The 20958-nt window shown below is 59.4% G+C and carries 25 protein-coding genes; 9 read left to right on the top strand and 16 right to left on the bottom strand.

Annotation, left to right across the window (positions count from 1 at the left end; translation table 11 throughout):
• Positions 1-47: 47 nt before the first annotated feature.
• Together ACIOWA_RS04200 and ACIOWA_RS04195 are read right to left on the bottom strand one after the other, a co-directional pair.
• Positions 48-2180: a TonB-dependent receptor gene (locus ACIOWA_RS04200; RefSeq protein WP_401158380.1), complete on the bottom strand. Its 2133-nt coding sequence runs from the start codon at positions 2178-2180 to the stop codon at positions 48-50.
• A gap of 92 nt (positions 2181-2272) precedes the next feature.
• Complete coding sequence (locus ACIOWA_RS04195) at positions 2273-2659, bottom strand: DUF2946 domain-containing protein (RefSeq protein WP_339433111.1); 387 nt, start codon at positions 2657-2659, stop codon at positions 2273-2275.
• A 93-nt stretch (positions 2660-2752) separates the two neighbouring features.
• On the opposite strand from ACIOWA_RS04195, the gene ACIOWA_RS04190 reads away from it, so the two are divergent.
• Positions 2753-3193, top strand: a complete 441-nt coding sequence (locus ACIOWA_RS04190) for a DUF3995 domain-containing protein (RefSeq protein ID WP_339433112.1) — start codon at positions 2753-2755, stop codon at positions 3191-3193.
• A gap of 53 nt (positions 3194-3246) precedes the next feature.
• Here ACIOWA_RS04190 and ACIOWA_RS04185 read toward each other — a convergent pair whose 3' ends face one another.
• From ACIOWA_RS04185 to ACIOWA_RS04155, 7 genes are all read right to left on the bottom strand, one after another.
• Positions 3247-3609, bottom strand: coding sequence for a Na+/H+ antiporter subunit G (locus tag ACIOWA_RS04185; protein WP_339433113.1), 363 nt, complete (start codon positions 3607-3609; stop codon positions 3247-3249).
• Positions 3606-3884: a K+/H+ antiporter subunit F gene (locus tag ACIOWA_RS04180; RefSeq protein ID WP_221729610.1), complete on the bottom strand. Its 279-nt coding sequence runs from the start codon at positions 3882-3884 to the stop codon at positions 3606-3608. The genes ACIOWA_RS04185 and ACIOWA_RS04180 overlap by 4 nt, the downstream gene beginning before the upstream one ends.
• Positions 3881-4369, bottom strand: a complete 489-nt coding sequence (locus ACIOWA_RS04175; protein ID WP_339433114.1) for a Na+/H+ antiporter subunit E — start codon at positions 4367-4369, stop codon at positions 3881-3883. Before ACIOWA_RS04175 ends, ACIOWA_RS04180 begins: the two co-directional genes overlap by 4 nt.
• A complete protein-coding gene (locus tag ACIOWA_RS04170) occupies positions 4366-6045 on the bottom strand; it encodes a monovalent cation/H+ antiporter subunit D (protein WP_339495743.1) in 1680 nt (559 codons plus the stop codon). The genes ACIOWA_RS04175 and ACIOWA_RS04170 overlap by 4 nt, the downstream gene beginning before the upstream one ends.
• Positions 6042-6386 carry a Na+/H+ antiporter subunit C gene (locus ACIOWA_RS04165; protein ID WP_016775082.1) on the bottom strand — a complete coding sequence of 115 codons (345 nt, stop codon included), beginning with the start codon at positions 6384-6386 and terminating at the stop codon, positions 6042-6044. Before ACIOWA_RS04165 ends, ACIOWA_RS04170 begins: the two co-directional genes overlap by 4 nt.
• Positions 6386-9304 carry a monovalent cation/H+ antiporter subunit A gene (locus ACIOWA_RS04160; RefSeq protein WP_401158376.1) on the bottom strand — a complete coding sequence of 973 codons (2919 nt, stop codon included), beginning with the start codon at positions 9302-9304 and terminating at the stop codon, positions 6386-6388. The genes ACIOWA_RS04165 and ACIOWA_RS04160 overlap by 1 nt, the downstream gene beginning before the upstream one ends.
• A gap of 243 nt (positions 9305-9547) precedes the next feature.
• Positions 9548-10483, bottom strand: coding sequence for a DMT family transporter (locus ACIOWA_RS04155; protein WP_401158374.1), 936 nt, complete (start codon positions 10481-10483; stop codon positions 9548-9550).
• 85 nt (positions 10484-10568) lie between these two features.
• Between ACIOWA_RS04155 and ACIOWA_RS04150 the strand changes: the two genes are divergently transcribed.
• Both ACIOWA_RS04150 and ACIOWA_RS04145 read left to right on the top strand, forming a co-directional pair.
• The gene (locus ACIOWA_RS04150) at positions 10569-11132 is read left to right on the top strand and encodes an XRE family transcriptional regulator (protein ID WP_339539251.1); all 564 of its coding nucleotides are present in this window, start codon (positions 10569-10571) and stop codon (positions 11130-11132) included.
• Positions 11133-12527 carry an FAD/NAD(P)-binding protein gene (locus ACIOWA_RS04145; RefSeq protein ID WP_401158372.1) on the top strand — a complete coding sequence of 465 codons (1395 nt, stop codon included), beginning with the start codon at positions 11133-11135 and terminating at the stop codon, positions 12525-12527.
• A gap of 135 nt (positions 12528-12662) precedes the next feature.
• On the opposite strand, the gene ppnN is transcribed toward ACIOWA_RS04145, so the two are convergent.
• On the bottom strand, positions 12663-14036 hold the full coding sequence (ppnN, locus tag ACIOWA_RS04140; RefSeq protein WP_401158370.1) for a nucleotide 5'-monophosphate nucleosidase PpnN: 1374 nt from the start codon (positions 14034-14036) through the stop codon (positions 12663-12665).
• Positions 14037-14260: 224 nt separating this feature from the next.
• Here ppnN and ACIOWA_RS04135 point away from each other — a divergent pair, with 224 nt between their 5' ends.
• Entirely contained in the window at positions 14261-14788 is a 528-nt protein-coding gene (locus ACIOWA_RS04135) for a DUF3087 domain-containing protein (protein WP_339495751.1), read from the top strand.
• On the opposite strand, the gene ACIOWA_RS04130 is transcribed toward ACIOWA_RS04135, so the two are convergent.
• Positions 14785-15171, bottom strand: coding sequence for a DUF2784 domain-containing protein (locus ACIOWA_RS04130; protein ID WP_339465942.1), 387 nt, complete (start codon positions 15169-15171; stop codon positions 14785-14787). The two genes, ACIOWA_RS04135 and ACIOWA_RS04130, sit on opposite strands and share 4 nt — an antisense overlap.
• 250 nt (positions 15172-15421) lie before the next feature.
• Between ACIOWA_RS04130 and ACIOWA_RS04125 the strand changes: the two genes are divergently transcribed.
• Positions 15422-15568 carry a hypothetical protein gene (locus tag ACIOWA_RS04125; RefSeq protein WP_339433122.1) on the top strand — a complete coding sequence of 49 codons (147 nt, stop codon included), beginning with the start codon at positions 15422-15424 and terminating at the stop codon, positions 15566-15568.
• A 54-nt stretch (positions 15569-15622) separates the two neighbouring features.
• On the opposite strand, the gene ACIOWA_RS04120 is transcribed toward ACIOWA_RS04125, so the two are convergent.
• Together ACIOWA_RS04120 and ACIOWA_RS04115 are read right to left on the bottom strand one after the other, a co-directional pair.
• Positions 15623-15895, bottom strand: coding sequence for a hypothetical protein (locus ACIOWA_RS04120; RefSeq protein WP_401158367.1), 273 nt, complete (start codon positions 15893-15895; stop codon positions 15623-15625).
• Positions 15896-16162: 267 nt separating this feature from the next.
• The gene (locus ACIOWA_RS04115; protein WP_401158365.1) at positions 16163-16843 is read right to left on the bottom strand and encodes an SOS response-associated peptidase; all 681 of its coding nucleotides are present in this window, start codon (positions 16841-16843) and stop codon (positions 16163-16165) included.
• A gap of 214 nt (positions 16844-17057) precedes the next feature.
• Here ACIOWA_RS04115 and ACIOWA_RS04110 point away from each other — a divergent pair, with 214 nt between their 5' ends.
• Both ACIOWA_RS04110 and ACIOWA_RS04105 read left to right on the top strand, forming a co-directional pair.
• The gene (locus tag ACIOWA_RS04110) at positions 17058-17957 is read left to right on the top strand and encodes a polysaccharide deacetylase family protein (RefSeq protein ID WP_401158363.1); all 900 of its coding nucleotides are present in this window, start codon (positions 17058-17060) and stop codon (positions 17955-17957) included.
• Positions 17958-18072: 115 nt separating this feature from the next.
• Complete coding sequence (locus tag ACIOWA_RS04105; RefSeq protein WP_339433126.1) at positions 18073-18315, top strand: DUF1652 domain-containing protein; 243 nt, start codon at positions 18073-18075, stop codon at positions 18313-18315.
• Positions 18316-18318: 3 nt separating this feature from the next.
• On the opposite strand, the gene ACIOWA_RS04100 is transcribed toward ACIOWA_RS04105, so the two are convergent.
• Complete coding sequence (locus tag ACIOWA_RS04100; RefSeq protein ID WP_221729624.1) at positions 18319-18681, bottom strand: NUDIX hydrolase; 363 nt, start codon at positions 18679-18681, stop codon at positions 18319-18321.
• 220 nt (positions 18682-18901) lie between these two features.
• On the opposite strand from ACIOWA_RS04100, the gene ACIOWA_RS04095 reads away from it, so the two are divergent.
• Complete coding sequence (locus ACIOWA_RS04095) at positions 18902-19099, top strand: DUF2188 domain-containing protein (RefSeq protein WP_339433128.1); 198 nt, start codon at positions 18902-18904, stop codon at positions 19097-19099.
• 67 nt (positions 19100-19166) lie between these two features.
• Here the strand turns inward: ACIOWA_RS04095 and ACIOWA_RS04090 are convergent, their stop codons facing one another.
• Positions 19167-19406 (bottom strand): hypothetical protein, encoded by a 240-nt coding sequence (locus ACIOWA_RS04090; RefSeq protein WP_221729626.1) that lies wholly within the window; start codon positions 19404-19406, stop codon positions 19167-19169.
• A 183-nt stretch (positions 19407-19589) separates the two neighbouring features.
• Between ACIOWA_RS04090 and ACIOWA_RS04085 the strand changes: the two genes are divergently transcribed.
• Complete coding sequence (locus ACIOWA_RS04085; RefSeq protein ID WP_339433129.1) at positions 19590-19925, top strand: hypothetical protein; 336 nt, start codon at positions 19590-19592, stop codon at positions 19923-19925.
• 20 nt (positions 19926-19945) lie between these two features.
• Here the strand turns inward: ACIOWA_RS04085 and ACIOWA_RS04080 are convergent, their stop codons facing one another.
• Complete coding sequence (locus ACIOWA_RS04080; RefSeq protein WP_401158361.1) at positions 19946-20830, bottom strand: LysR substrate-binding domain-containing protein; 885 nt, start codon at positions 20828-20830, stop codon at positions 19946-19948.
• Positions 20831-20958: the final 128 nt, after the last annotated feature.

Genomic DNA, 20958 nt, shown 5'->3' with positions numbered 1-20958 from the left:
ACAGTGGAATGCATTCAACGGTGGGAGTGGACTGGCTCGCGAAGCTTTTAGAATCGAGTCTGCACCGCCAATTCAAAGGTACGCGGCGTACCCAGGTAATACGCTGGCGAAACATGCGCAAACTCGGCATACACCTCATTCGTCAAATTGCGCACCCGCCCGGTCACGGTCGTGTGCGAATCAACCTTGTAGCTGAGGAAACTGCCGAACAGCGTGTATGACGGCACGGTCATGGTGTTGGCGGTATCGGCAAACACCGAGGCTACGTATCGCGCATCGACCCCACCTTGCCATTGCGATGAAAAATCGTAGGTCAGCCACAGATTACCGACCCGGTCAGGGACATTGGTGGGTGTATTGCCTTTGCGCGATACCACTACGCCAGCGGCGTTTTTCTCAGTGAAGTCATCGTACTGCGCGTCGACCCAGGCAAAGTTGCCTTCAGCCAACAGCCGGTCGGTGATTTGCAGCGAACTGGCAATCTCAATCCCTTTCGACGTTTGCTGGCCCACTGCAATGCTGCTGGTCGGGTCCAGCGGATCGGTGACGGCGAAGTCCTTTCGTTCGATTGTGTAGGCCGCCACCGTGGCCGAACCACGGCCGTTCAGGTAGTCGAACTTGCTGCCAATCTCCCATTGCTTGCCCGTCGAGACGTCGAAATCCTGAGTGCCGTTCGGTTGCTCGGCGGCGGTGCTGTATTGCACATAAACGTTGGCCGAAGGGATGAATTGATACGTCAGGCCCGCGCGGCCGGTGACCGGCTCCCAACGGCGTTTGAGATGCTTGGGATTGGCGGCGGTCACGGCTCGGTGGTTGGTCACGTCGAGATCGATGTCGTCATAACGCAGGCCCGTGAGCAAAGACAGCTTGTCGGTCAGCGCCAAACGGTTTTCCACGAACAGCGCTTTGGTGGTCACCTGGTTGGTCTTGTCGCTGATCAATTGAGGGTGGGTGCCGGGAATGTCGTAGAAGTGCCCCGGTCGATAGTGGTTCGGGTCCACTGTGCTCGCGCCTTTGATGTTGAGCGGCGAGTTGGTGGTCTGGTTGACCTTGTATTCAAATCCGCTCGACCACGTCGTATCAAGACCAAACAGTGTGCTGTCGTGGCGCAGTTCGAACTGGTTGCCGTTCTGCTCACCCTGGTGGCGTACCTGATACGCCGTGGAGCGATTCACCGCCGTGTTATCGGCGTTGTACTGGTAGGTTTCAAGATTGCGGTAATCGCGCTGGCTGTCGAGGTGATACAGCGTGTTGCGCAAAGTAGTGCTGTCGTTGATCCGGTAGTCGATGATCGATCGCAGCCAGATTGTGCGCTGCTCGTAACGACCGTCCGCGACGTTGTAATTGTTGAAACGGTTGTGTTTGTCGATCTTCAACTCGCCGGCCTTGGGGTTGAGCACGGGCGTGCCCCAGTACGGACTGTCTTCGTGTTCGTCCTGATATTCCAGGGCCAGGGTATGCGACAGATTCGGCGTGAGGTCGCTAAGCAACGAGAACGCCACGCTCCACGCGTCGCGCTCCTGACGATCGATGTAGCCGTTGCTGGTGTTGTGGCTGACGTCCAGCCGCGCATAGTGCTGCACGTCGGCGCTCGGGTCGGTCAGGGCGTGGTTGAGGCCGAACGCGGTTTCGCTGGTGTCATAGCTGCCGTAGCTGACCCGGCCTTCAACCGCTTGTTCATCGCGGGTCGCCAGTTTGGTCACGTAGTTCAGCGAGCCGCCCACCGAACCTGCGCCGTTGACCAATGAAGACGGGCCGCCGAGTAACTCCACTCGATCATAAATCCACGCATCCACCGGCCGCGCGAGTCCGCCGGACACGTTGATGCCGTTGAACATCTGGGTGATCTGGCTGCTGGTGAAGCCGCGATAGGAAATGAAACCGCCGAAACCCGGCGGTGCGCTGGCGTTGACGCCGGGCAGGGTGTTGGCGGCGTCCTGGAAGTTCTGCGCGCCATGGCGTTCGATGTCGTTGCGATTGGCGATGGCCACCGAGGCGGGCGTGTCGCGCACGCTCAAGCCAAGGCGCGAAGCCATGCCGCTGGATTGGTCGAGGCTCAGGCCCGGTTCGGTGCCGGCCTCGCCATCGATGGTGATCGGCGCCAGATCCACGGTGGATTGCGCCCAGGCGTTAACGGACAGGCAGCCGCACAGGCTCGCCAGCAGAGTGAGTTGTTTCATCAAAGAATCCTGAATACTTGTCTAGGAATCAGCGCACAGGCAAACGCCGCGCGTTGGCGCAGTAGGCTGAACAATCAAAAAGGCAAGGGCACTCAGGCGAGCGGCGGGGCGCGTGGGTTGGCCGAGGGCCAGGTGAAGCGGGCAGGGAGGTCGGCGCTGACAATCGGGGCCAGCGGCGGGCTGTGTTGTTCAGGGAGGACTGCCAGAGTCAGGCTGGAGTTGAACGCCGGGCCCATGCCGCCGGTGGAGCACAACGGGCAACCGAAAGCTTTGGACAGGGTCGGCAGTTTTTCTTCGGTGGGATTGGATGCCAGCGGCGCTTGCGTCGTCGGGTCCACCGTACAGAACTGGCCGCCAATGCCGTTGAGCTGCATTGCGACCATTTGTCCGTGACCGATGCTGCACGCGAACACGTTGAACAGGACGCAGCAATAAAGCATCCAGGCCAGCAGTGAGCGATCGGTATTGGAGAATTTCATGGGGCGGCACTTTACCGTACCGCCGATCGGTCGTGCACTTGAAAAAAATGCGACTAGGATCATTTGTTCAAATCCCTTTCAAGGATTTCAATCATGACGTTTGTGTTGGCTCAATGGATGGCGGCCACTTTTGCGGTGATCGCCCTGGTGCATGTGTATTGGGCGTTGGGTGGGCAATGGGCGGCGGTGGCGGCGGTACCGCAAATTCCGGTGGACGGTTTTGTCGCGACGGTGCGGCCGGCGTTCAAACCGTCGGGCTGGATCACATTGGTGGTGGCGGCCGGGTTATTGCTGATTGCTGCACTGGTGTGTCTGCGGGTTGGCTGGGGCTTCCCGGCGGTGAATCACAAGGCATTGCAATGGGTGATCAGCGCGATTGCGCTGTTGATGTTCGCCCGAGCCATTGGCGATTCGAATCTGGTGGGGTTTTTCAAGGAGGTGAAGGGCTCGCGATTTGCGCGGCTGGATACCTGGGTGTATTCGCCGTTGTGTCTGGTATTGGGGGCGGGGTTGTTGGCGGTGGCGTGGGTTTGAGGCTGAGCGGGCTTGCCCGCGAAGAGGTTCGCCCTGACACGGATGATTGCAAACTAACTGCCGTTCTCAGTCCGCCGGCTACTGACTTCAGCCGGCACGTCATCGCCTGCCATGCGCTTGCGGAATAACGCCGCCCGCGCCAGCAGCAGCGTGGTCACCGGCATGGTGATCGCCAGCAGAATCGGGATCAACCAGGCATGCAGGACCGGCCCGGATTTCAGCGCTGAAAAGCAGATGATCGACGCCAGTGCGACGCACCATGCACCCAGCGTCGAAGCCAGTGCTGGCGGGTGCATGCGCTGGAAGTAATCTTTCATCCGCAGCAATCCGGTCGCGCCGATCAGCGTAAACACACCGCCGAGCACCAGCAGGATCGCCACCGCAATCTCGACCCACAGAGACCATTCAGCGTTCATTCGATCACCTCGCCACGCAGCAGGAATTTCGCCAGGGCAAACGAGCCGACGAAGCCGAACAGCGCAATCAGCAGCGCCGCTTCGAAGTAAGTGTCACTGGCGTAACGAATGCCCAGGGTCAGCATCATCAGCATTGCAACGATGTACAGATAATCCAGTGCCAACACCCGATCCTGCGCCGACGGCCCTTTGAACAGGCGGATCAGGGTCAGCACCATTGCCAGCGAGAACAAAAACAGCGTCAGCAGGATCGCGTTCGACAGGAATGGGCTCATTCGTAAATCTCCATCAACGGCCGCTCGTAAGCAGTCTTGAAGTGCTCAATGAACTGCGCTTCATCATCCAGATCCCAAATGTGCAGCAGCAAAATGCTGCGATCCAGCGACAGTTCCGACCACACCGTGCCGGGCACTACCGTGCAGATCATCGACAGCGCAGCCAGGCCGTGGGCATCGCGCAGGTCCAGCGGCACTTTGACAAAACACGAGCGCGGCGGGCGGCGGCCAGCGTTGAGCACGCCCCACGCCACGATCAGGTTGGACATCACCACATCACGGCCGACAAGCAGGAGCAGACGCAGGATCGTCCCGGGACGGCGAATGCGCACGGGTTTGGGACGCAATTTACGCATCATCAGCGGCGCAGCAAAACCCAGCATCATGCCGAGCAGCAGATTACCGGGGCTGACCGACAGATTCAGCGTCAGCCACAAAACACACAGCGCCAGGGATAACAACGGTGCAGGAAACACGCGCTTCATGGCTGTACCTCCAGGATGGCGGCTTTGGCTTCCGGGCTCGGTACGGCGCGAGTGCCGAGCACGGCCATCACGTACTGCTGCGGGTTGTGCAAGGCATCAGCGGTCGCTTGGGTGTAGCGCAGCAGCGGCTCAGCCTTGAACGTGAGGAGGATGCTCAACCCCAGCAACAGGAAAATCGGCGTGCATTCGAGTTTGCGCAACAGCGGTGAAGGGCGCTCTTGCGGCGTCCAGAATCGCTGGACGCCGAGGCGCGAGAAGGCCATCAACGACGCCAGCCCGGAAAGGATCAGCAGCACAAGCAGTGCCCATGCCGCATTGGAAATCGGCGCGTCAGTGCCCAGCCCCAGCGGATTGAGCAGCGCACCGATCAGGCTGAGTTTGCCGATGAATCCGGACAGCGGCGGCATGCCGATAATCAGCAGCGCGCAGGCGATGAAACTCAGGCCGAGAAACGCCATGGTCCATGGGATGACCTGACCGACCACGGCTTTCTGCTCGTCATCGAGGTTGATGCCTTTGGGCGGTTGCAGCGATTCCTGCGGGCGTGGCAGCAGTTCGCTTTCGTCTTCCAGCGCAATCTCGTTGGCCGAGCGTGAGCGCTCGATCAACTCAGCCAGCAGGAACAGTGCGCTCAACGCCAAGGTCGAGCTGACCAGATAGAACAGTGCCGCGCCGATCAGGTTCGGCTGGGCGAAACCCACGGCCGACAGCAGTATCCCCGCCGACACCAGAATGCTCAGGCTGGCCATGCGCTCAAGCCGTTGCGCAGCAATAATCGCCAGCGCTGCGCACGCTATCGTCGCCATGCCGCCGTAGATCAGCCAGTCGCCACCGAAGAAGGACGAAGCCCCAGCCTGCCCGGAGAACAGCAGGGTCCACAGGCGCAGCAGGGTGTAAACGCCGACCTTGGTCATGATCGCGAACATCGCCGCCACCGGCGCGCTGGCCGAAGAGTACGCCGGCACCAGCCAGAAGTTCAGCGGCCACATACCGGCCTTGGCCAGGAACGCTACCGCGAGAATCCCCGCACCGGCGTGCAGCAAACCGCGGTCGGCTTCCGGCACCAGTGGGATTTTCAGGGCCAGATCGGCCATGTTCAGCGTACCGGTGACGCCATAGATCAGCGCCGCACCGATCAGAAACAGCGACGAGGCGAGCAGATTGATCGAGATGTAATGCAAACCCGACGACACCCGCGCCCGGCCGGAGCCGTGCAGCAACAGACCGTAGGACGCGGCCAGCAGCACTTCGAAGAACACGAACAGGTTGAACAGATCAGCAGTGAGGAACGCGCCATACAGGCCCATCAACTGAATCTGGAACAATGCGTGGAAGCTTGAGCCCGCGCCATCCCAGCGCGCCATCGCAAAGAGGAGGGCGCTGACGCCGATGATCCCGGTCAGCACCAGCATCAACGCTGACAGGCGATCGACCACTAGCACGATGCCGAACGGCGCCTGCCAGTTGCCCGGCAGGTACACGCCGATCGAGCCGGGCACGCCAGTGGTCTGCGTCCATTGCAGCAACATCACGGAAATGAACAGGCCAAGCAAGCTGGAGAACAGGTTGATTTTCGCCTTCAGCGGTCGGTGTTTTTCGCCGAGCATCAACATGATGGCGGCGGTCAGCAGCGGCAGCAGAATCGGTGCGGCGATCAGGTGAGTCATCGCCATCATTCTTTAGGCTCCCGGCCGTCAACGTGGTCGGTGCCGGTCAGGCCGCGCGAGGCGAGCAGAACGACGAGAAACAACGCGGTCATGGCGAAGCTGATGACGATCGCCGTCAATACCAAAGCCTGTGGCAGCGGGTCGGTGTAGTGCAGCAAATCTTGCGTCACGCCGTCCTTGATCACCGGCTCCTTGCCGATGAACAGGCTGCCCATGCTGAAGATGAAGAGGTTGACCGCGTATGACAGCAGACACAGGCCCATGACCACCTGAAAGGTCCGTGGTCGCAGGATCAGCCAGACGCCGGACGCGGCGAGGATGCCGATGGCGATTGCGATGACTTCTTCCATCAGACGGCTCCTTTGCTGGCGACGGACTTGGGCAACGATGCGGTCTTGTGCCCGCGCACCGATTGGTGGGCGAGTGCGGTGAGGATCAACAGCGTCGAACCGACCACCACGCCGTACACGCCGATATCAAAGAACAGCGCGCTGGCGATATGGATCTCGCCCAGCAGCGGTAATGCGAAATGCCAGGTGTGCGTGGTCAGGAACGGGTAGCCGACCGCCAGCGCTCCGAGTCCGGTCGCCGTGGCGAACAGCAACCCCGTCCCCATCCAGCGCAGTGGTCGCAGGCTCATTTGCGCCTCGACCCACTGCGTACCGGCCACCATGTATTGCAGGATGAACGCCACCGACATCACCAGGCCGGCGACAAAACCGCCGCCCGGCTGATTGTGGCCGCGCATGAACAGGTAGAACGACACCACCAGAGCAATCGGCAGCAGCAGTCGTACCAGCACCGCTGGCACCATCATGAAGCCGAGCGCGGTATCGCTGGCCGTACGCGGGTTGACCAGATCGGTGACCACGTCCGGCGCCAGCAGGCGTTGCTGTGCGGGCAGTTGCAGGCTCTCTTTCGGTGGGCGGAAGCGGCGCAGCAAGGCAAACACGGTCAGTGCCACCGCGACCAGCACGGTGATTTCGCCGAGGGTATCGAAGCCACGGAAGTCCACCAGCATCACGTTGACCACGTTGCTGCCACCACCTTCGGGCAAGGCGCGACTGAGGTAGAACGAGGAAATGTCGTTCGGTGTCTGGCGCGTGAGCATGGCGTACGACAGCAGTGCCATGCCACCGCCGACGGCAATCGACAGCAGCAAGTCGCGCAGACGACGAATGCGCGCCTTGCGCAGGGTGCTCGGCAGTGGCGAGACTTCTTCGATCCGTCGTGGCAACCAGCGCAGGCCTAGCAGGATCAGTACCGTGGTGACCACTTCCACTGCCAATTGCGTGAGGGCCAGATCCGGTGCGGAGAACCAGACGAAGGTAACGCAGGTCATCAGGCCGCAAACACTGACCATGGTCAAAGCCGCGAGACGGTGATACTTGGCTTGCCAGGCGGCACCAAGGGCGCAGGCAATTGCCAGTAGCCACAGGGTCACGAAGACGATGGAGCCGGGGATTTTCGGCCGGTCGCCCCAGCTCAGGCTGCTGTGCAACATCGCAATCAGGCCCGCGAGCACCGCCGCCAATACCACCAGAAACAATTGCATTTGCAGGCGACGGGTGCCGAGTCGGCGCTCGACCCTGCGGGCCATGCGCATCATGACGACCAGACTGCGCTCGAACAGGTGCTTGCCGTTGAAGCGGCCTATCAGTGGCGGATATTTGAAGCGCCCGCGCTTGAGCTGCTTGCGCAGCAACAAATAGACGACGATGCCGGCGGACATGGCAATCAGGCTCATGATCATCGGGGCGTTCAGACCGTGCCAGATCGCCAGGCTGTACTCCGGCAAGGTGCCACCCACCACGGGCCGCGCGGCGGCTGCAAGCAGCGGGCCGACCACGTGCGCGGGGAAAATCCCCACGACCAGGCAGGTGAACACCAGCAGTTCGACCGGCGCACGCATCCAGCGGGGTGGTTCGTGCGGGGTGTGCGGCAGGTCGGTGGCTGGCGGGCCAAAGAACACATCGACGGTGAAGCGTAGCGAGTAAGCGACGCTGAACGTACCGGCGATGGTCGCGACAATCGGCAACGCCGCTTCGACCCACGCGGTGGCGTTGATGAACACGGTTTCGGCGAAGAACATCTCCTTCGACAGGAAGCCGTTGAGCAACGGCACGCCGGCCATCGAAGCGCTGGCAACCATGGCCAGCGTCGCTGTGAACGGAATCAGTTTGATCAGGCCGCTGAGTTTGCGGATATCGCGAGTACCGCTTTCATGGTCGATGATGCCTGCCGCCATGAACAGCGAGGCCTTGAACGTGGCGTGGTTAAGGATGTGGAACACCGCCGCGACGGCGGCCAGCGGACTGTTCAGCCCCAGCAGCAGGGTGATCAGGCCGAGATGGCTGATGGTCGAGTAGGCCAGCAGACCCTTGAGATCGTTCTGGAACATCGCGCAATAGGCGCCGAGCAACAGCGTACATGCGCCGGCACCGCTGACGATGTAGAACCATTCTTCAGTGCCGGACAGCGACGGCCACAGGCGCGCGAGCAGGAAAACCCCTGCCTTGACCATGGTTGCCGAGTGCAGATACGCGGAGACTGGCGTTGGCGCCGCCATCGCATGGGGCAGCCAGAAGTGGAAGGGGAACTGGGCACTTTTGCTGAGTGCGCCGATGAGGATGAGAGGTAATAGAAGAGGGTAGAGGGCATGTGCGCGAATCTGATCGCCGGCGGCCAGGACCTTGTCCAGGTCATAGCTGCCGACGACATGGCCGAGGATCATGACCCCCGCCAGCAGACAGAGTCCACCGGCCCCTGTAACCATCAATGCCATATAGGCACCGCGGCGGGCGTCCGCGCGGTGGTGCCAGTAGCCGATCAACAGGAATGAGAAGAGGCTGGTCAGCTCCCAGAAAAACACAATCTGGATCAGGTTGCCGGAAATCACCAGCCCGAGCATGGCGCCCATGAACGCCAGAAAAAACGCGAAGAAACGCGGCACCGGGTCGTCCGGAGACATGTAATAACGGGCATATAAAGAGACGAGCGTGCCGATGCCGAGCACCAGCATCGAGAACAACCAGGCGAAGCCGTCCATGCGCAGGACGAAGTTCAACCCCAGGCTGGGGAGCCACATGAACTCTTCGCGGATGACGCCGCCATCGGCGATTTGCGGATACAGCATCGCGACCTGGACGGTGCCGATCAGAGCGACCAGACCTGCCAACAGGGATTCGGTATTACGCGCATTGTGTGGCAGCACCGCTGCCAGACAGCTGCCTATGAAAGGCAGAAGCAGTAGAACTATCAGGGACATAGGCTTCTAATCTGCGGAAGTTTGTGAAGCATCATACGTGCCAGCTCCCCGATCACCAAACGCCAGGATGTCTCAGAATCCTACAAAATAGTCTGGAAATTTCTGTTTGGCATTGTTTCGCAGGAAAGGAAGTTGCCAGTGATGGTCCCATCGCGAGAAGGCTTACGCTCACGGGGGACAAACAATACCTGTGGGCGCGGGCTCGCTCGCGAAGGCAATGCTTTGGACAGCACCCAGCCTGGTTTAACCCTGAGTTTCCCGCTCCAGCTCAGTCTCTGCTTCGGCAGCTTTACCCTTGGTCTTCAACTCACTGACAATCACTGCCGCCACAATCAACCCAGCGCCCAGCAGTGCAATCGCTGGCAAGCGCTCACCGGCAATCCGTCCGACAATCCCGGCCCACACCGGCTCACCGGCATAGATCAACGTGGCCCGCGTCGGCGATACACTCTTCTGTGCCCAGTTCATTGCCACCTGAATCGCCGCACTCGCGGCGCCCAGTCCCAGTGCGGTCACCAGCAGCGTCCAGGAAAAGTCCGGAATCGCTTCGTTCGTCGGCACCACCAGCAGAAACGACAAGACAGCCGTCACCGCCAACTGCACCACGGTCACCCGGCGCACATCGACTTGCCCGGCATAAGTGCTGATCAGAATGATTTCGGCCGCAATGGCAATGGCGCTGATCAGCGTGGCGATTTCCCCGGGGCTGAAATTCAGCGAGGCCCCCGACGGCCCCGACAGCAGCATCAAACCGGTAAACGCCAGCATGATACCGATGCTCGGCATCAACCCCGGTCGCCGCCCGAGCACCAGCCATTGCAGTAACGGGACGAACGGCACGTACAACGCGGTGATGAATGCTGACTGACTGCTCGGGATCGTTTGCAAACCGACCGTCTGCAAACCGTAGCCGAGCATGATCGCCACACCGATGAAGGCGCCGGCCTTGAGTTCGAACAGGGTCAGTTCGCGCAGATGGCGCCAAGAGAACAGCGCCACGATGCACGCCGCAGCGGCGAATCGCAGACCGACAAAAAACATCGGCCCACTGACGGTCATCGCGTGTTGCACCAGCAGGAAAGTGCCGCCCCAGACCATGGTGATCAGCACCAGCACGCACTCGGCTTTGCTGAAACGGGCGAAACGGAGGGAGGTGTCGGGGCGATTCACTGACGTCATGACCTTGCGCACTATAAAAGGCAGGACGCACAATGCGCCCAACGTTGCGCAGTATACTGCCCAACCCCACCGAGTGAGCAATATAGTGCCCAAAGATTCCAGCCAACGAGCCTCCGTCCTGCAACACGTCAGCCAGAACGTCCGGCGTCTGCGCCACGCGGCAGACATGAGCCAGACCGCGCTGGCGGAAAAATCCGGGGTGAGCCGGCGCATGCTGGTGGCGATCGAGGCGGGCGAAAAGAATGTCAGCCTGACCACCCTCGACCGCGTCGCCGAAGCACTCGACGTCGCCTTCAGTGATCTGATCCAGGCATCCGACGCGCGCGATCCGAGCCGCATCAACGAAGTGGCGTGGGCGGGCACGATCCCTGGCAGTAAAGCGGTGCTGCTGTCCAAAGCCACGGCGACTCGCGAAGTCGAACAGTGGGAGTGGTGCCTGCAACCCGGCGAGGTGTATCCCTCGCAACCGGATGCCGACGGTTGGAGTGAGCAGATTTATGTGTTTGCGGGTTGCCTGACGCTGATGCTCGGCGATCAACCGCAGCACATCAACGCGGGTGAGTTTTTCATGTTCGCCAGCAACCAGCCGCACGCCTATCGCAATGATGGGGATGTGGCGGCGCGGTTTGTCCGTAATGTGGTGATCTGAATGAGTCAGAGCGCAGATATCCTGATTATTGGCGGCGGCCTCAGCGGCACGATGCTGGCGGTGCAATTGCTGCGTCTGCCCGGTCAACGCAAGATTCTGATCATTGAACCGCGCGCCGAAGTGGGGCGCGGCGAGGCTTACAGCGCAGTCGAACCTGGCCATACGCTTAATGGCAACGCGGCGCGAATGAGCGTCGACCCGGATAACCCCAATGACCTGACGCAGTGGCTGACCGAGCATATTGCCGCTGGTGGCTGGCCGGAGTCGGCTGAGCAAAATGTACCTGTCAGTGAGTTGTTCCCGCCTCGTGGATTGTTCGGCGTTTACGTGCAACAACGGTTAGCCGAAGCCCGCAATGCCGGTGCGCAACAAGGCTCGACAGTCGAGCATGTCCGCGCGGAGGTCGTCGATCTGCACGCCGATGCGGATTCAGTGCACTTGACCTTGAGTGACGGTCAACTTTTACACGGCGCATTTGCTGTGCTCGCCACAGGCATGTTTCCCGCCGCACGCACGCCGCAGAAAGAATCTAGTGGCCTCAACGCCACCGCACTTGACCCTTGGGACGTCGCGGCCATGCGCCAACTCGATCCGCAATCGACCGTGCTGATCATCGGCTCCGGCCTGACCATGGTCGATGCCGTGGTGTCGCTGGAGCAGGCCGGGCATCGCGGGCCGATCGAAGTGTTTTCCCGTCATGGTTTGTTGCCCCATGTGCGCCGACAACCGCCAGCCTGGGTGGACTTTCTTGGCGTCGATCACAGCCTGTGCTCGCCTCGGCAGCTGTTGCGCGAATTGCGTCGGCAATGCCAGGTAGCCATCGCACAAGGCATCGATTGGCAAGCGCCGCTGGACACGGTTCGCGTGCACATCGCCCGCTTATGGAGTCAGGCGACTGACGTGCAGCGTCGACAATTCGTACGGCATGTGCGGCCGTGGTGGGAGAGTCATCACCATCGTTCGCCGCCGCTGAGTGCGCAGTTGGTCGAACGGCTGCAGGGCGAGGGGCGGTTGCGGATTCAGGCGGCTTCTTTCAAAGGGCTTGAAACGTGCGTGGCGGACGGTGTGAGTATTCGCATTCGTCGCCGTGGTGAGGCTCAAACCTGTGTAGTTCATGGCGCTGCGCTGATCAATTCCAGTGGCATCGAGTATGACTGGCGTCGGGTGGCGCGACCGTTGCCGCAGCAGTTGCTGGCGCGGGGATTGGTGCGACCGGGGCCGTTGGCGTTGGGGATCGCGGCTGCGATTGATGGTGCAGTGCTGAACGAACACGGGCAGGCAGCGAATCGGCTGTTCGCCATGGGCCCGCCGTTGCGCGGGATGTGGTGGGAGAGTACGGCAGTGACCGATGTGGCGTTACAGGCGAAGGCGTTGGCGATGCGATTGGTGGGATAAGGTTGATGGTGTTCTTTCGGGTCTCTTCGCGAGCCTGCTCGCGAAAGCGGTGGGTCAGTCGACATCCACAGCGACTGACGTACCGCTATCGCGAGCAGGCGAAGGCCTACATTTGTTGCGTGGTAACCAAAAGAGTTACGCCACCACTCGATAACACGGCACATACGCCGCGCCGCCCGGCAGTTTCATCCGGTGCTGCGCAACGAAAGCTTTGAGCAGCGCATCGAGCGGTTGCATGATCGCTGCGTCACCACGGATCTGGTACGGCCCGTGTTCTTCAATCAAGCGAATGCCCTTGTCCTTGACGTTGCCGGCCACGATCCCGGAGAACGCCCGGCGCAGGTTGGCCGCCAGTTCGTGTGGCGGCTGATCGCGGTGCAGTTTGAGGTTGGCCATGTTTTCGTGGGTCGGATCGAACGGACGCTGGAACCCCTCGTCGATTTTCAACAGCCAGTTGAAGTGGAAGGCGTCGTTGCGCTCGCGGCGGAACTGCTTCACGGCTTTCAGGCCCTGAGTCATCTGGCGCGCGACTTCGGCCGGGTCGTCGATGATGATTTCGTAGTGCTGTTTTGCGGCTTCGCCAAGGGTGGCGGTGACAAACGCGTCGAGTTGCTCCAGATACGGTGCGGCATGTTTCGGCCCGGTCAGTACGACCGGGAACGGCAGGCCCTCGTTGTCCGGGTGCATCAGGATGCCCAGCAGGTACAGAAACTCTTCAGCAGTACCGGCGCCGCCCGGGAAGATGATGATGCCGTGGCCAACGCGCACGAACGCTTCGAGGCGTTTTTCGATGTCCGGCAGGATCACCAGTTCGTTGACGATCGGGTTGGGCGCTTCGGCGGCGATGATGCCCGGCTCGGTCAAGCCGAGGTAGCGACCGCCATGAATGCGTTGTTTGGCGTGGGCGATGGTCGCGCCCTTCATCGGGCCTTTCATGACGCCGGGGCCGCAACCGGTGCAGATGTCGAGGCTGCGCAGGCCCAGTTCGTGGCCGACTTTCTTGGTGTATTTGTACTCTTCGGTGTTGATCGAGTGGCCGCCCCAGCACACCACGATTTTCGGCTCGACACCCGGGCGCAGGGTGCGAGCGTTGCGCAGCAGGTGGAAGACGTAGTCGCTGATGCCTTGCGAGGTGCTCAGGTCGATGCGTTGGCTGTCGAGTTCATTCTCGGTGTAGACGATGTCGCGCAGAGCGCTGAACAGCATTTCCCGGGTGCTGGCGATCATTTCGCCGTCGACGAAGGCGTCGGCGGGAGCGTTCAGCAGCTCCAGGCGCACACCGCGATCCTGCTGGTGAATGCGGATTTCGAAATCCTTGTAGGCTTCAAGAATGGTCTTGGCGTTGTCGACATGCGCGCCGGTATTGAGGATGGCCAGGGCGCACTGGCGGAAGAGGGTGTAGGTGCTGCCGGATCCGGCTTCGCTCAGTTGCTGAACTTCACGTTGAGAAAGGGTTTCCAGGCTGCCCTTCGGGCTGACCGAGGCGTTGATTACGTGTCGTTGGGTCATGCAATGATCCTTAAAACGATGTCATCTCAAGACGAGGCGATGGCATCCGAATAGTGTGTATCCATGAATGAAGATGGCACGATCTGCGCTGTACCGCCATGTCCCCGTTGATTGATAAAAAGATGAAAAGGAGCCCCAGCATAGCTAAATCCGCCGCAGAGGCGATAATGCCCCGGCCGGTTTTTTCCGTTGCCCTTTTTTGCCGCTCAAGGAAGTCATTCGTGATGTTTGAAATTCAGCCGATGGATGCCGCTACTTTTCGCCAGCAGACCCGCCGCAGCACAATCATCATCGCCGTGCTGTTTCTGGTGCTGGCGATGTTGTTTTCGGCGGTGGCAGTGGCGCTGTTCGGTGAGCCTGGCGGCGATAATCTGCGGTTCAATGTCGGTGGGGTGTTTGTCGCGTTCCTGTTGACGGCGGGGCTGTTGCGCGGGCGATTCTGGAATCAGAGCTGGATGGCCCCGGCTGTTTATAGCTGGCGGCTCAAGCGTAGCCTGATGAGTGTCACCAATGTGATGCATCAGGTGACGGCGGCGGTAGAAAAAAACGATCCGACGGCGATGAAGGTGTTGCGCTTCTATCATCTGGGGCTGACCCAGATGCATGAACTGGACGGTAACTCCAGTGATCACGGGCAACTGTGGCGGGAAGTTGAGCAGCATAAGGAACGCATGCAGGCGTTGGGGCTTGATATCGATCAGCCACGCCTTGATCCGGCGTGGCTGGAAGCCTTGAAATCCGCGTCGCGTTAAAACGGAATGCGCCTGGCTCGGCGCAGTTTCCACGAGCGGATCAGCCGCCCATAGACCAACAGGTTGACCGCCAGCACCACGCTGGCGAGTGCCAGTTGAATCTGCGGTGTCAGCCCGGCCGGGTAGATGATCGGCCAGATGTAATGCTCGATGAATCCACCGGCGTATTCGGTCTGTCCGGCGCCGTGGCGCATCAGGTTTTCCCAGTAGGTCAACGGACAGGTCAGGTGCAACACCTCGACCGCGAAGCCCCACGCGGCGGCGGGCAAGTGCAACCACATCAGCCGTGGCCACTTGAGCACCAGCAACCCGCCGAACAGCACGAACACAATGAACAACAAATGAAACAGCACCAGCCCGTCGGCTGCGATTCGGTACAGCATGTTGTCTCCCTGACGCGATTGTGAAAGGCGTTATGTTACGCGCAGGCCTTGGGCAATGGCGCAAGCTTGTTCAAGCCAGAGAGGTTTTTTAATGGCACCGTTATCAATGGCTTTTCTGGATGGAGAGCGTTATCTGCGATTCACGGTTGCCGCGCAGTAGGTTTCTTCAAGACGCTGGTGGTTGTAAGTTGCCCGCGTGAAACTGCTCTACGCTGTAAGGAGGGTAATTTACTTGTGACAGGAGGTGCGCATGACGACTGAGCAAGAGCATCCTGAACGGGATGACGATGAGACGGATGAGCCGACGCAAGAAGAAATAGAGCGGGAGAAGCACAAGGAGCAAACCTGGAAACACGATGACGGCAGAGAGCTATCGGAGCCTGATCGCAAGTTGTAATTGATTCTTGCGAAAAAGCCCCGCATCAAAGCCTGAGCGGGGCTTTTCGTTATTTCAGAGATCGTCCATCTGCGTGAAATCGGGGTGTGAGGCCCGATATCCCAGGGTTTTGTCGATCCAGGCATTGAGTTCGTTGACCATCACCGGTGCCTGACCAGGATACCCTTCGAGGGTGGTGCGCAGGATACGTTCGATGTCGGGAACGGCACGCAGGTTTCGGGTTTTTATGTAGTGGCCGATAAAACAGTCGAGTTGAAAGCGTTCTGTCATGGACAGATGAATACACTCCAGGTCGTTGGCCTGTTTGATTGCAAAATCGTCGCGCAACTTGATTCTCTGCAGGTTTGAAAAAGTTGTTGGGGATTCCTGGTTTTGTTGACTCTTCGGTCAACTGATATGCCAAATGGAAATGCGGCGCGCATGCTATCGCTAGCGCCTCTAAATGTATGTATGACGGTTGAAATGTCTGACAGGCGGTTAGTTCGTTCAAACGACTGTTTCGCATTGGGCTGTGTCATTGTTGAAACGCTTGTTGTAATGAAACGGAATCACTATTGATTCGAATCTTTTTAAATAAATTGATGCAAAGAACATTCAGGTCAGTTGTTCTATTAGCCTGGCGCCCTGATTGCGTGAATTTCCTACGGTTTTAGCGACTTTGTACCATTCGAACGTCTCCCACGGTTCGCCTTCGAACAGAAGCATATGTTCGGCGCGTTCGACGGGCGTTGCTGGATCGAGCCATTCGCGCACCAAATCTGCGCAGAACACCACAGGTCGACGATCATGGATATCAAGCATGCCGCCGACGCTGTCCGCAGTGATGATCACAAATCCATCGTCGTCCCGCGCCTGCGTGCCGGATGTAGGAAGTTGTCCGATGGCGGCGCAGAAAATCGGTCCGTGATCGGCCCGACGGATCAGCCACGGTTGTCGGGTTTTATCCTCGGCATCCACCCACTCAAACCAGTTGTCGACCGGGACGATCAAGCGATGCCGCCAGATGGCCCGGAAGAATGGGCCATGGGCGACTTTCTCCACTCGCGCGTTGATTGGCGCTGCGCGATCCTTGGCCCAGTGTGGGCGCCAGCCCCAGCGCAGGTTGTCAGCGCACAGTCGTTGATCGTGCTGATGGAGCACGGCCAGCGAAGTGGTCGGGGCCGCGTTGTAGCGATTCAGCGGCGCGTCGCCCACATGATTGAGCAACGCATCCGGGATGCTCAGCACAGCAACGAAATCGTGAATGCCACGGTACTGCGAGAGTCTTGCGCACATGGGCTGAATCTCCGGTTGGACGGTTTCAGCTTAGTCGCTGATGCGCTCTTAATCCTTGTCTTGAGCAGACACTGGCTAACTGAGCGAGCGCCGGAACCAAACCCTGTGTACCTTATCCAGCCTCGGCTCGCAGAACCGGGCGCAGGGAAGGGTAAGGGCGAAGGAGTTTTGCCAATCGACAACGTGACCGCAGCGGTCGGACTCAAGGCGAAACATGACAACCGGATTCAGACTTCTTTGTGCAGCGGCCATTGTTTTGGGGTTGGCCGGTTGCATTGCCGCGCCCATCGAATTGACCGCGCAAACCGAAACACGCCTGAAAGCTCAAGCGCCGGTGCGCTTTTTGCTGACGTACGATGATGGCCCCAGCGCCTCGAGTTTCTGGAATCCGTCGGCCACGGTCCTCGACAGCCTCAAAGACAACCCCCTGCAACCGGGCATCAAAGCGGTGTTCTTCGTCCAGACCCGTGCGCCGAGGGCAGGCGACAGCGAGATCGGCCGCGCCATCATGCGTCGCGAGCATGAGGAGGGGCATATCCTCGGTTTTCACACCGCGACCCACTGGCACACCAATCATCGCTTGCTCGACCCGCGGGAGCTGGAAACGTCGCTGAGCAACGGTACGGCTGACATCGCCGCCATTACCGGGGCGCCACCCCGGTTATTGCGTCCGCCATTCTGGAACTACGACAAGCGCACTTTTGCCGCCTATCAACAACATGGATTACACGTCTTGTTGACGGATTTGAGCGCTAATGACGGCAAGATTTGGGGGTTTAACGCCAGCCCGCGGCGCCGGGCGAACCTGTTGCGGCAGTTGTCGCAAGTCCGGGAACGCATCGCTCTTGGCGAGTTTCCAACCGTGGACGGGGTCATTCCGGTGGTGGTGACCTTCCATGACCTCAATCGCTACACCGCGCGGCATACTCGCGAATATCTGCAAATCCTGCTGGACAGTGCAGCCGCCACAGGCGTGAGGCTGGCGGACAAGCCGTTCTACGATGACCACGCTGCGCTGGAGAAGGCCGCGCTGGCGCGCACGGTTCAGCAAAGTTCGGATCAAGTGGAGTTACCGGGCATCTGGAACTGGGTCTGGGATCATGACGCCCTCTGAGTCGTCGGGTCAATGTTGTGATCCGGTTGGCATTTTTGTATCGAGCAGGGCACCAATGGCTCATCTATGCTTTGTGGGTTGACCGACTTTCTCATCGCCTGCGAGGCGTCAGCCCATGCTTGCCATCGCCGATATTTGCCGCATTGTCGAATCCGGCTTCCCCGCGTTTAAATGCGACTGCATTCCTACGCCGCAGGGGCTATTGCAAATCAAAGTCTATGAGCCCGACAGCGGTCACGTCGAGTTACTGCTCAATGGTGTTTCCCCGGAACATCTCGTCACGATCCGCGATATTTCCAACTTCATCGGTGAGTTACGCACGGAGATCAATGCGGGACGCAGGGCTTTTGCCGGTTAAACCTCATAAACGCCGCTGAAACGCCTGAACGATGCGCAACGTCGCGTCGCTGGTTTCCAGGTTCTGTACCGCGTCCAGTGGATGCCAGATGCAATCGGTGATCTCGTTCTGCGGGCGTACCTGGTCAATGTTCAATACCGATGCCTCGTAGACGTGATGCCGCGTGCTCCCGGTTTGCAGTTCCATCAGGTAAAGCACATCGTCGGCATCCAGTCCGGTTTCTTCCTGCAATTCACGCATGGCCGCATCCGCTCGGGTTTCCCCAGGCTCGACCTTGCCGCCGGGCAATGTCCAGCGGCAGCGGGGTTTGCGCACCAGGAGTACGTGTCGATCCTGTTCGCAAATAACGGTTGCGCGTACTTTCATTTGTTACCTTTTTGGCGGCCTGTCACAAGCATGAAATAAAACTGCAATATTCGAGCCGGGTCCTTGCTCAAGGTTCCTTGGGTTTTGGCGCTTTTGGTTGTACGAAAACGGCCAAACCCCTGACAGACAGCATCGCGACACTCGGTCGGCACTTCGGCGCAATCAGGGTGTAAGGTAAAAGCGTGTAGCTGAACCAACCGTTAGCGGACAGGAGGTGTCCATGAGCATTCCCATGTTGAACAAAATGCACATGAACGGCTATGACGTGCTCAGCGTGAACAACGGCCCGTGGCGGGTCTGCACCCAGGGTGACCGGCTGGCGTCGTTTCGCAGCAGAGAAGAGGCGCTGGCGTATGCAGCGGCGCTCCCCGGTTACAAAAAGCGCTCGACACGTGCTCAAACTGAGAGCGTGAGCTAAATATTTGTAACCTGTAACGAAAGAGCCCCGGTTTATGCCGGGGCTTGTGTTTTGGGCAGCGTCGGCCTCAGTGAACCTTGGTACGGCTGATGGCGCGAGCCTTTACTTCCTTGGCATATAGTTGCAGCCGCTCTTCATCGCTCTGTAGTACCTCGCAGGATCTCAGTACGGTCTGAGCATCCGCCTCGTTGCCGGACTGGCGCAACTGTTCGGCGATACGTTTGAGGTCGACGGCCGACCATCGCAGATCCGAGGCCACACTTTGCAAGTCACGCTGAAGTTCGTGTTCGTATTCATTGAGCCGCATGGTCATCTCCAGAACATTCTCGGTAGAAAAGACTAGTCGCATTTTTCACGGTGTGTGCGCAGTTCGTCTGTCATCGGCTCAAAGGACATGAAAATTGCCCAATCACCATTGAGGGCGCGGGGCCATGATGGATGTGTACTCCGTTACGCGATACATTCGCTTTTTTTTAAGCAGGAAAACATGATGCGGATATGGATCGGGAGTTTGGCGTTGGTCATGTTGGCCGGTTGCTCGTTGCCGGCTTCATTGGTGCCGGGTGAGCCTAATCTCAGCAAGACCAGTGACAAAGCACCCAAAGACTATGCCGCGTGTGTATTGCCGTTATGGCAGCAGGATGTTGCAAAGGCTTCGCAGACGTCGATTTCCAACGGCTACCGCGTTACGGCGCCCAGCATCATCACCGCTGACGAGATTCTCGATATCGTGAAATACAAGGACGGCAGCCGCGTATCGCTGTATCAGGGGCCGCCGTGGGCCAAGTCCGGTTCGTTGCGCAAATCGGTGCGTGACTGCCTCTGACGACTGCTTGAGGAGCACCGTCAGAGCGTATCCACCAACCAGTCCCGAAACGCCTTCAGCGACGGCAGAGTTTCGTTGCGCGGTGGATAGACCAGGTAATAGCTGCGCCGACTGGTGATGGGTTCTCCCAGTTGCAGCAACTCGCCATTCAACAACTCTTCCTCGACCAGAATTCGTGGCACCAGGCCTACGCCGATATTCGCGCGTACGGCCTGAATCAAGTGCGACGTCATTTCAAAGCTCGGCCCGATGCGCATGCTGCGATGCGGCAAGGCGTGATGGCTGAACCATTCCGCCCATGCCTGGGCATTACTGCTGACGTTGAGCAGCAATTGCCCGGCGATGTGCTGCTCTGCGCCATTGCGCTCGTCGGCAGACCACTGTGCACTGGCAATCACCACCAGTTCTTCTGTGTGCAGGGGCAGGGCTGTCAGCCCTGGCCATTCACCGCCGCCGACGCAGATGGCGGCATCGATTTCACTGGTATCAAAGTCAATCGCTTCGATGCGTGAGTGCAGGTGCACGGTCATGCCCGGGTGCGCGGTGTAGAAGTCCTTGAGGCGCGGCAACAACCATTTCGAGCCAAACGTTGGCAGCGTTGCCAATCGCAAACTGTGGATGCCGGAACCAAACGCCATGGCTTGCAGGGTCGCGCTGCGGATCTGCCCGAGGGCTTCTGCAAGTTCGCGTTGATACATGCGCCCGACATCGGTCAGGACGACTTTGCGACCCTCGCGATTGAACAAACGCATGCCGAGCATCTTCTCCAGAATTTGCACCTGACGGCTGACCGCGCTTTGCGTCAACGACAGCTCATGGGCGGCGCGGGTGTAGCTTTCATGGCGTGCGGCGGCCTCGAAGGCCAGCAATAACGACATGGAGGGCGTGAGCGTTCGCGGATTCATTCGTAAAAGTCATTGATAGCGGGTCGAATTTACGGTTGTCCCAGCGTCCTTCAACAATGAACATGGGCACCATTAGATGGCGGAGGGTGACGCAATCATTCGTTGCGTACAACTGTTCACCGCCACAC

This window comes from Pseudomonas sp. NPDC087614, from assembly GCF_044743485.1.
GTDB lineage: Bacteria > Pseudomonadota > Gammaproteobacteria > Pseudomonadales > Pseudomonadaceae > Aquipseudomonas > Aquipseudomonas baetica_A.
This window is presented reverse-complemented; position numbering and strand designations above follow the sequence as displayed.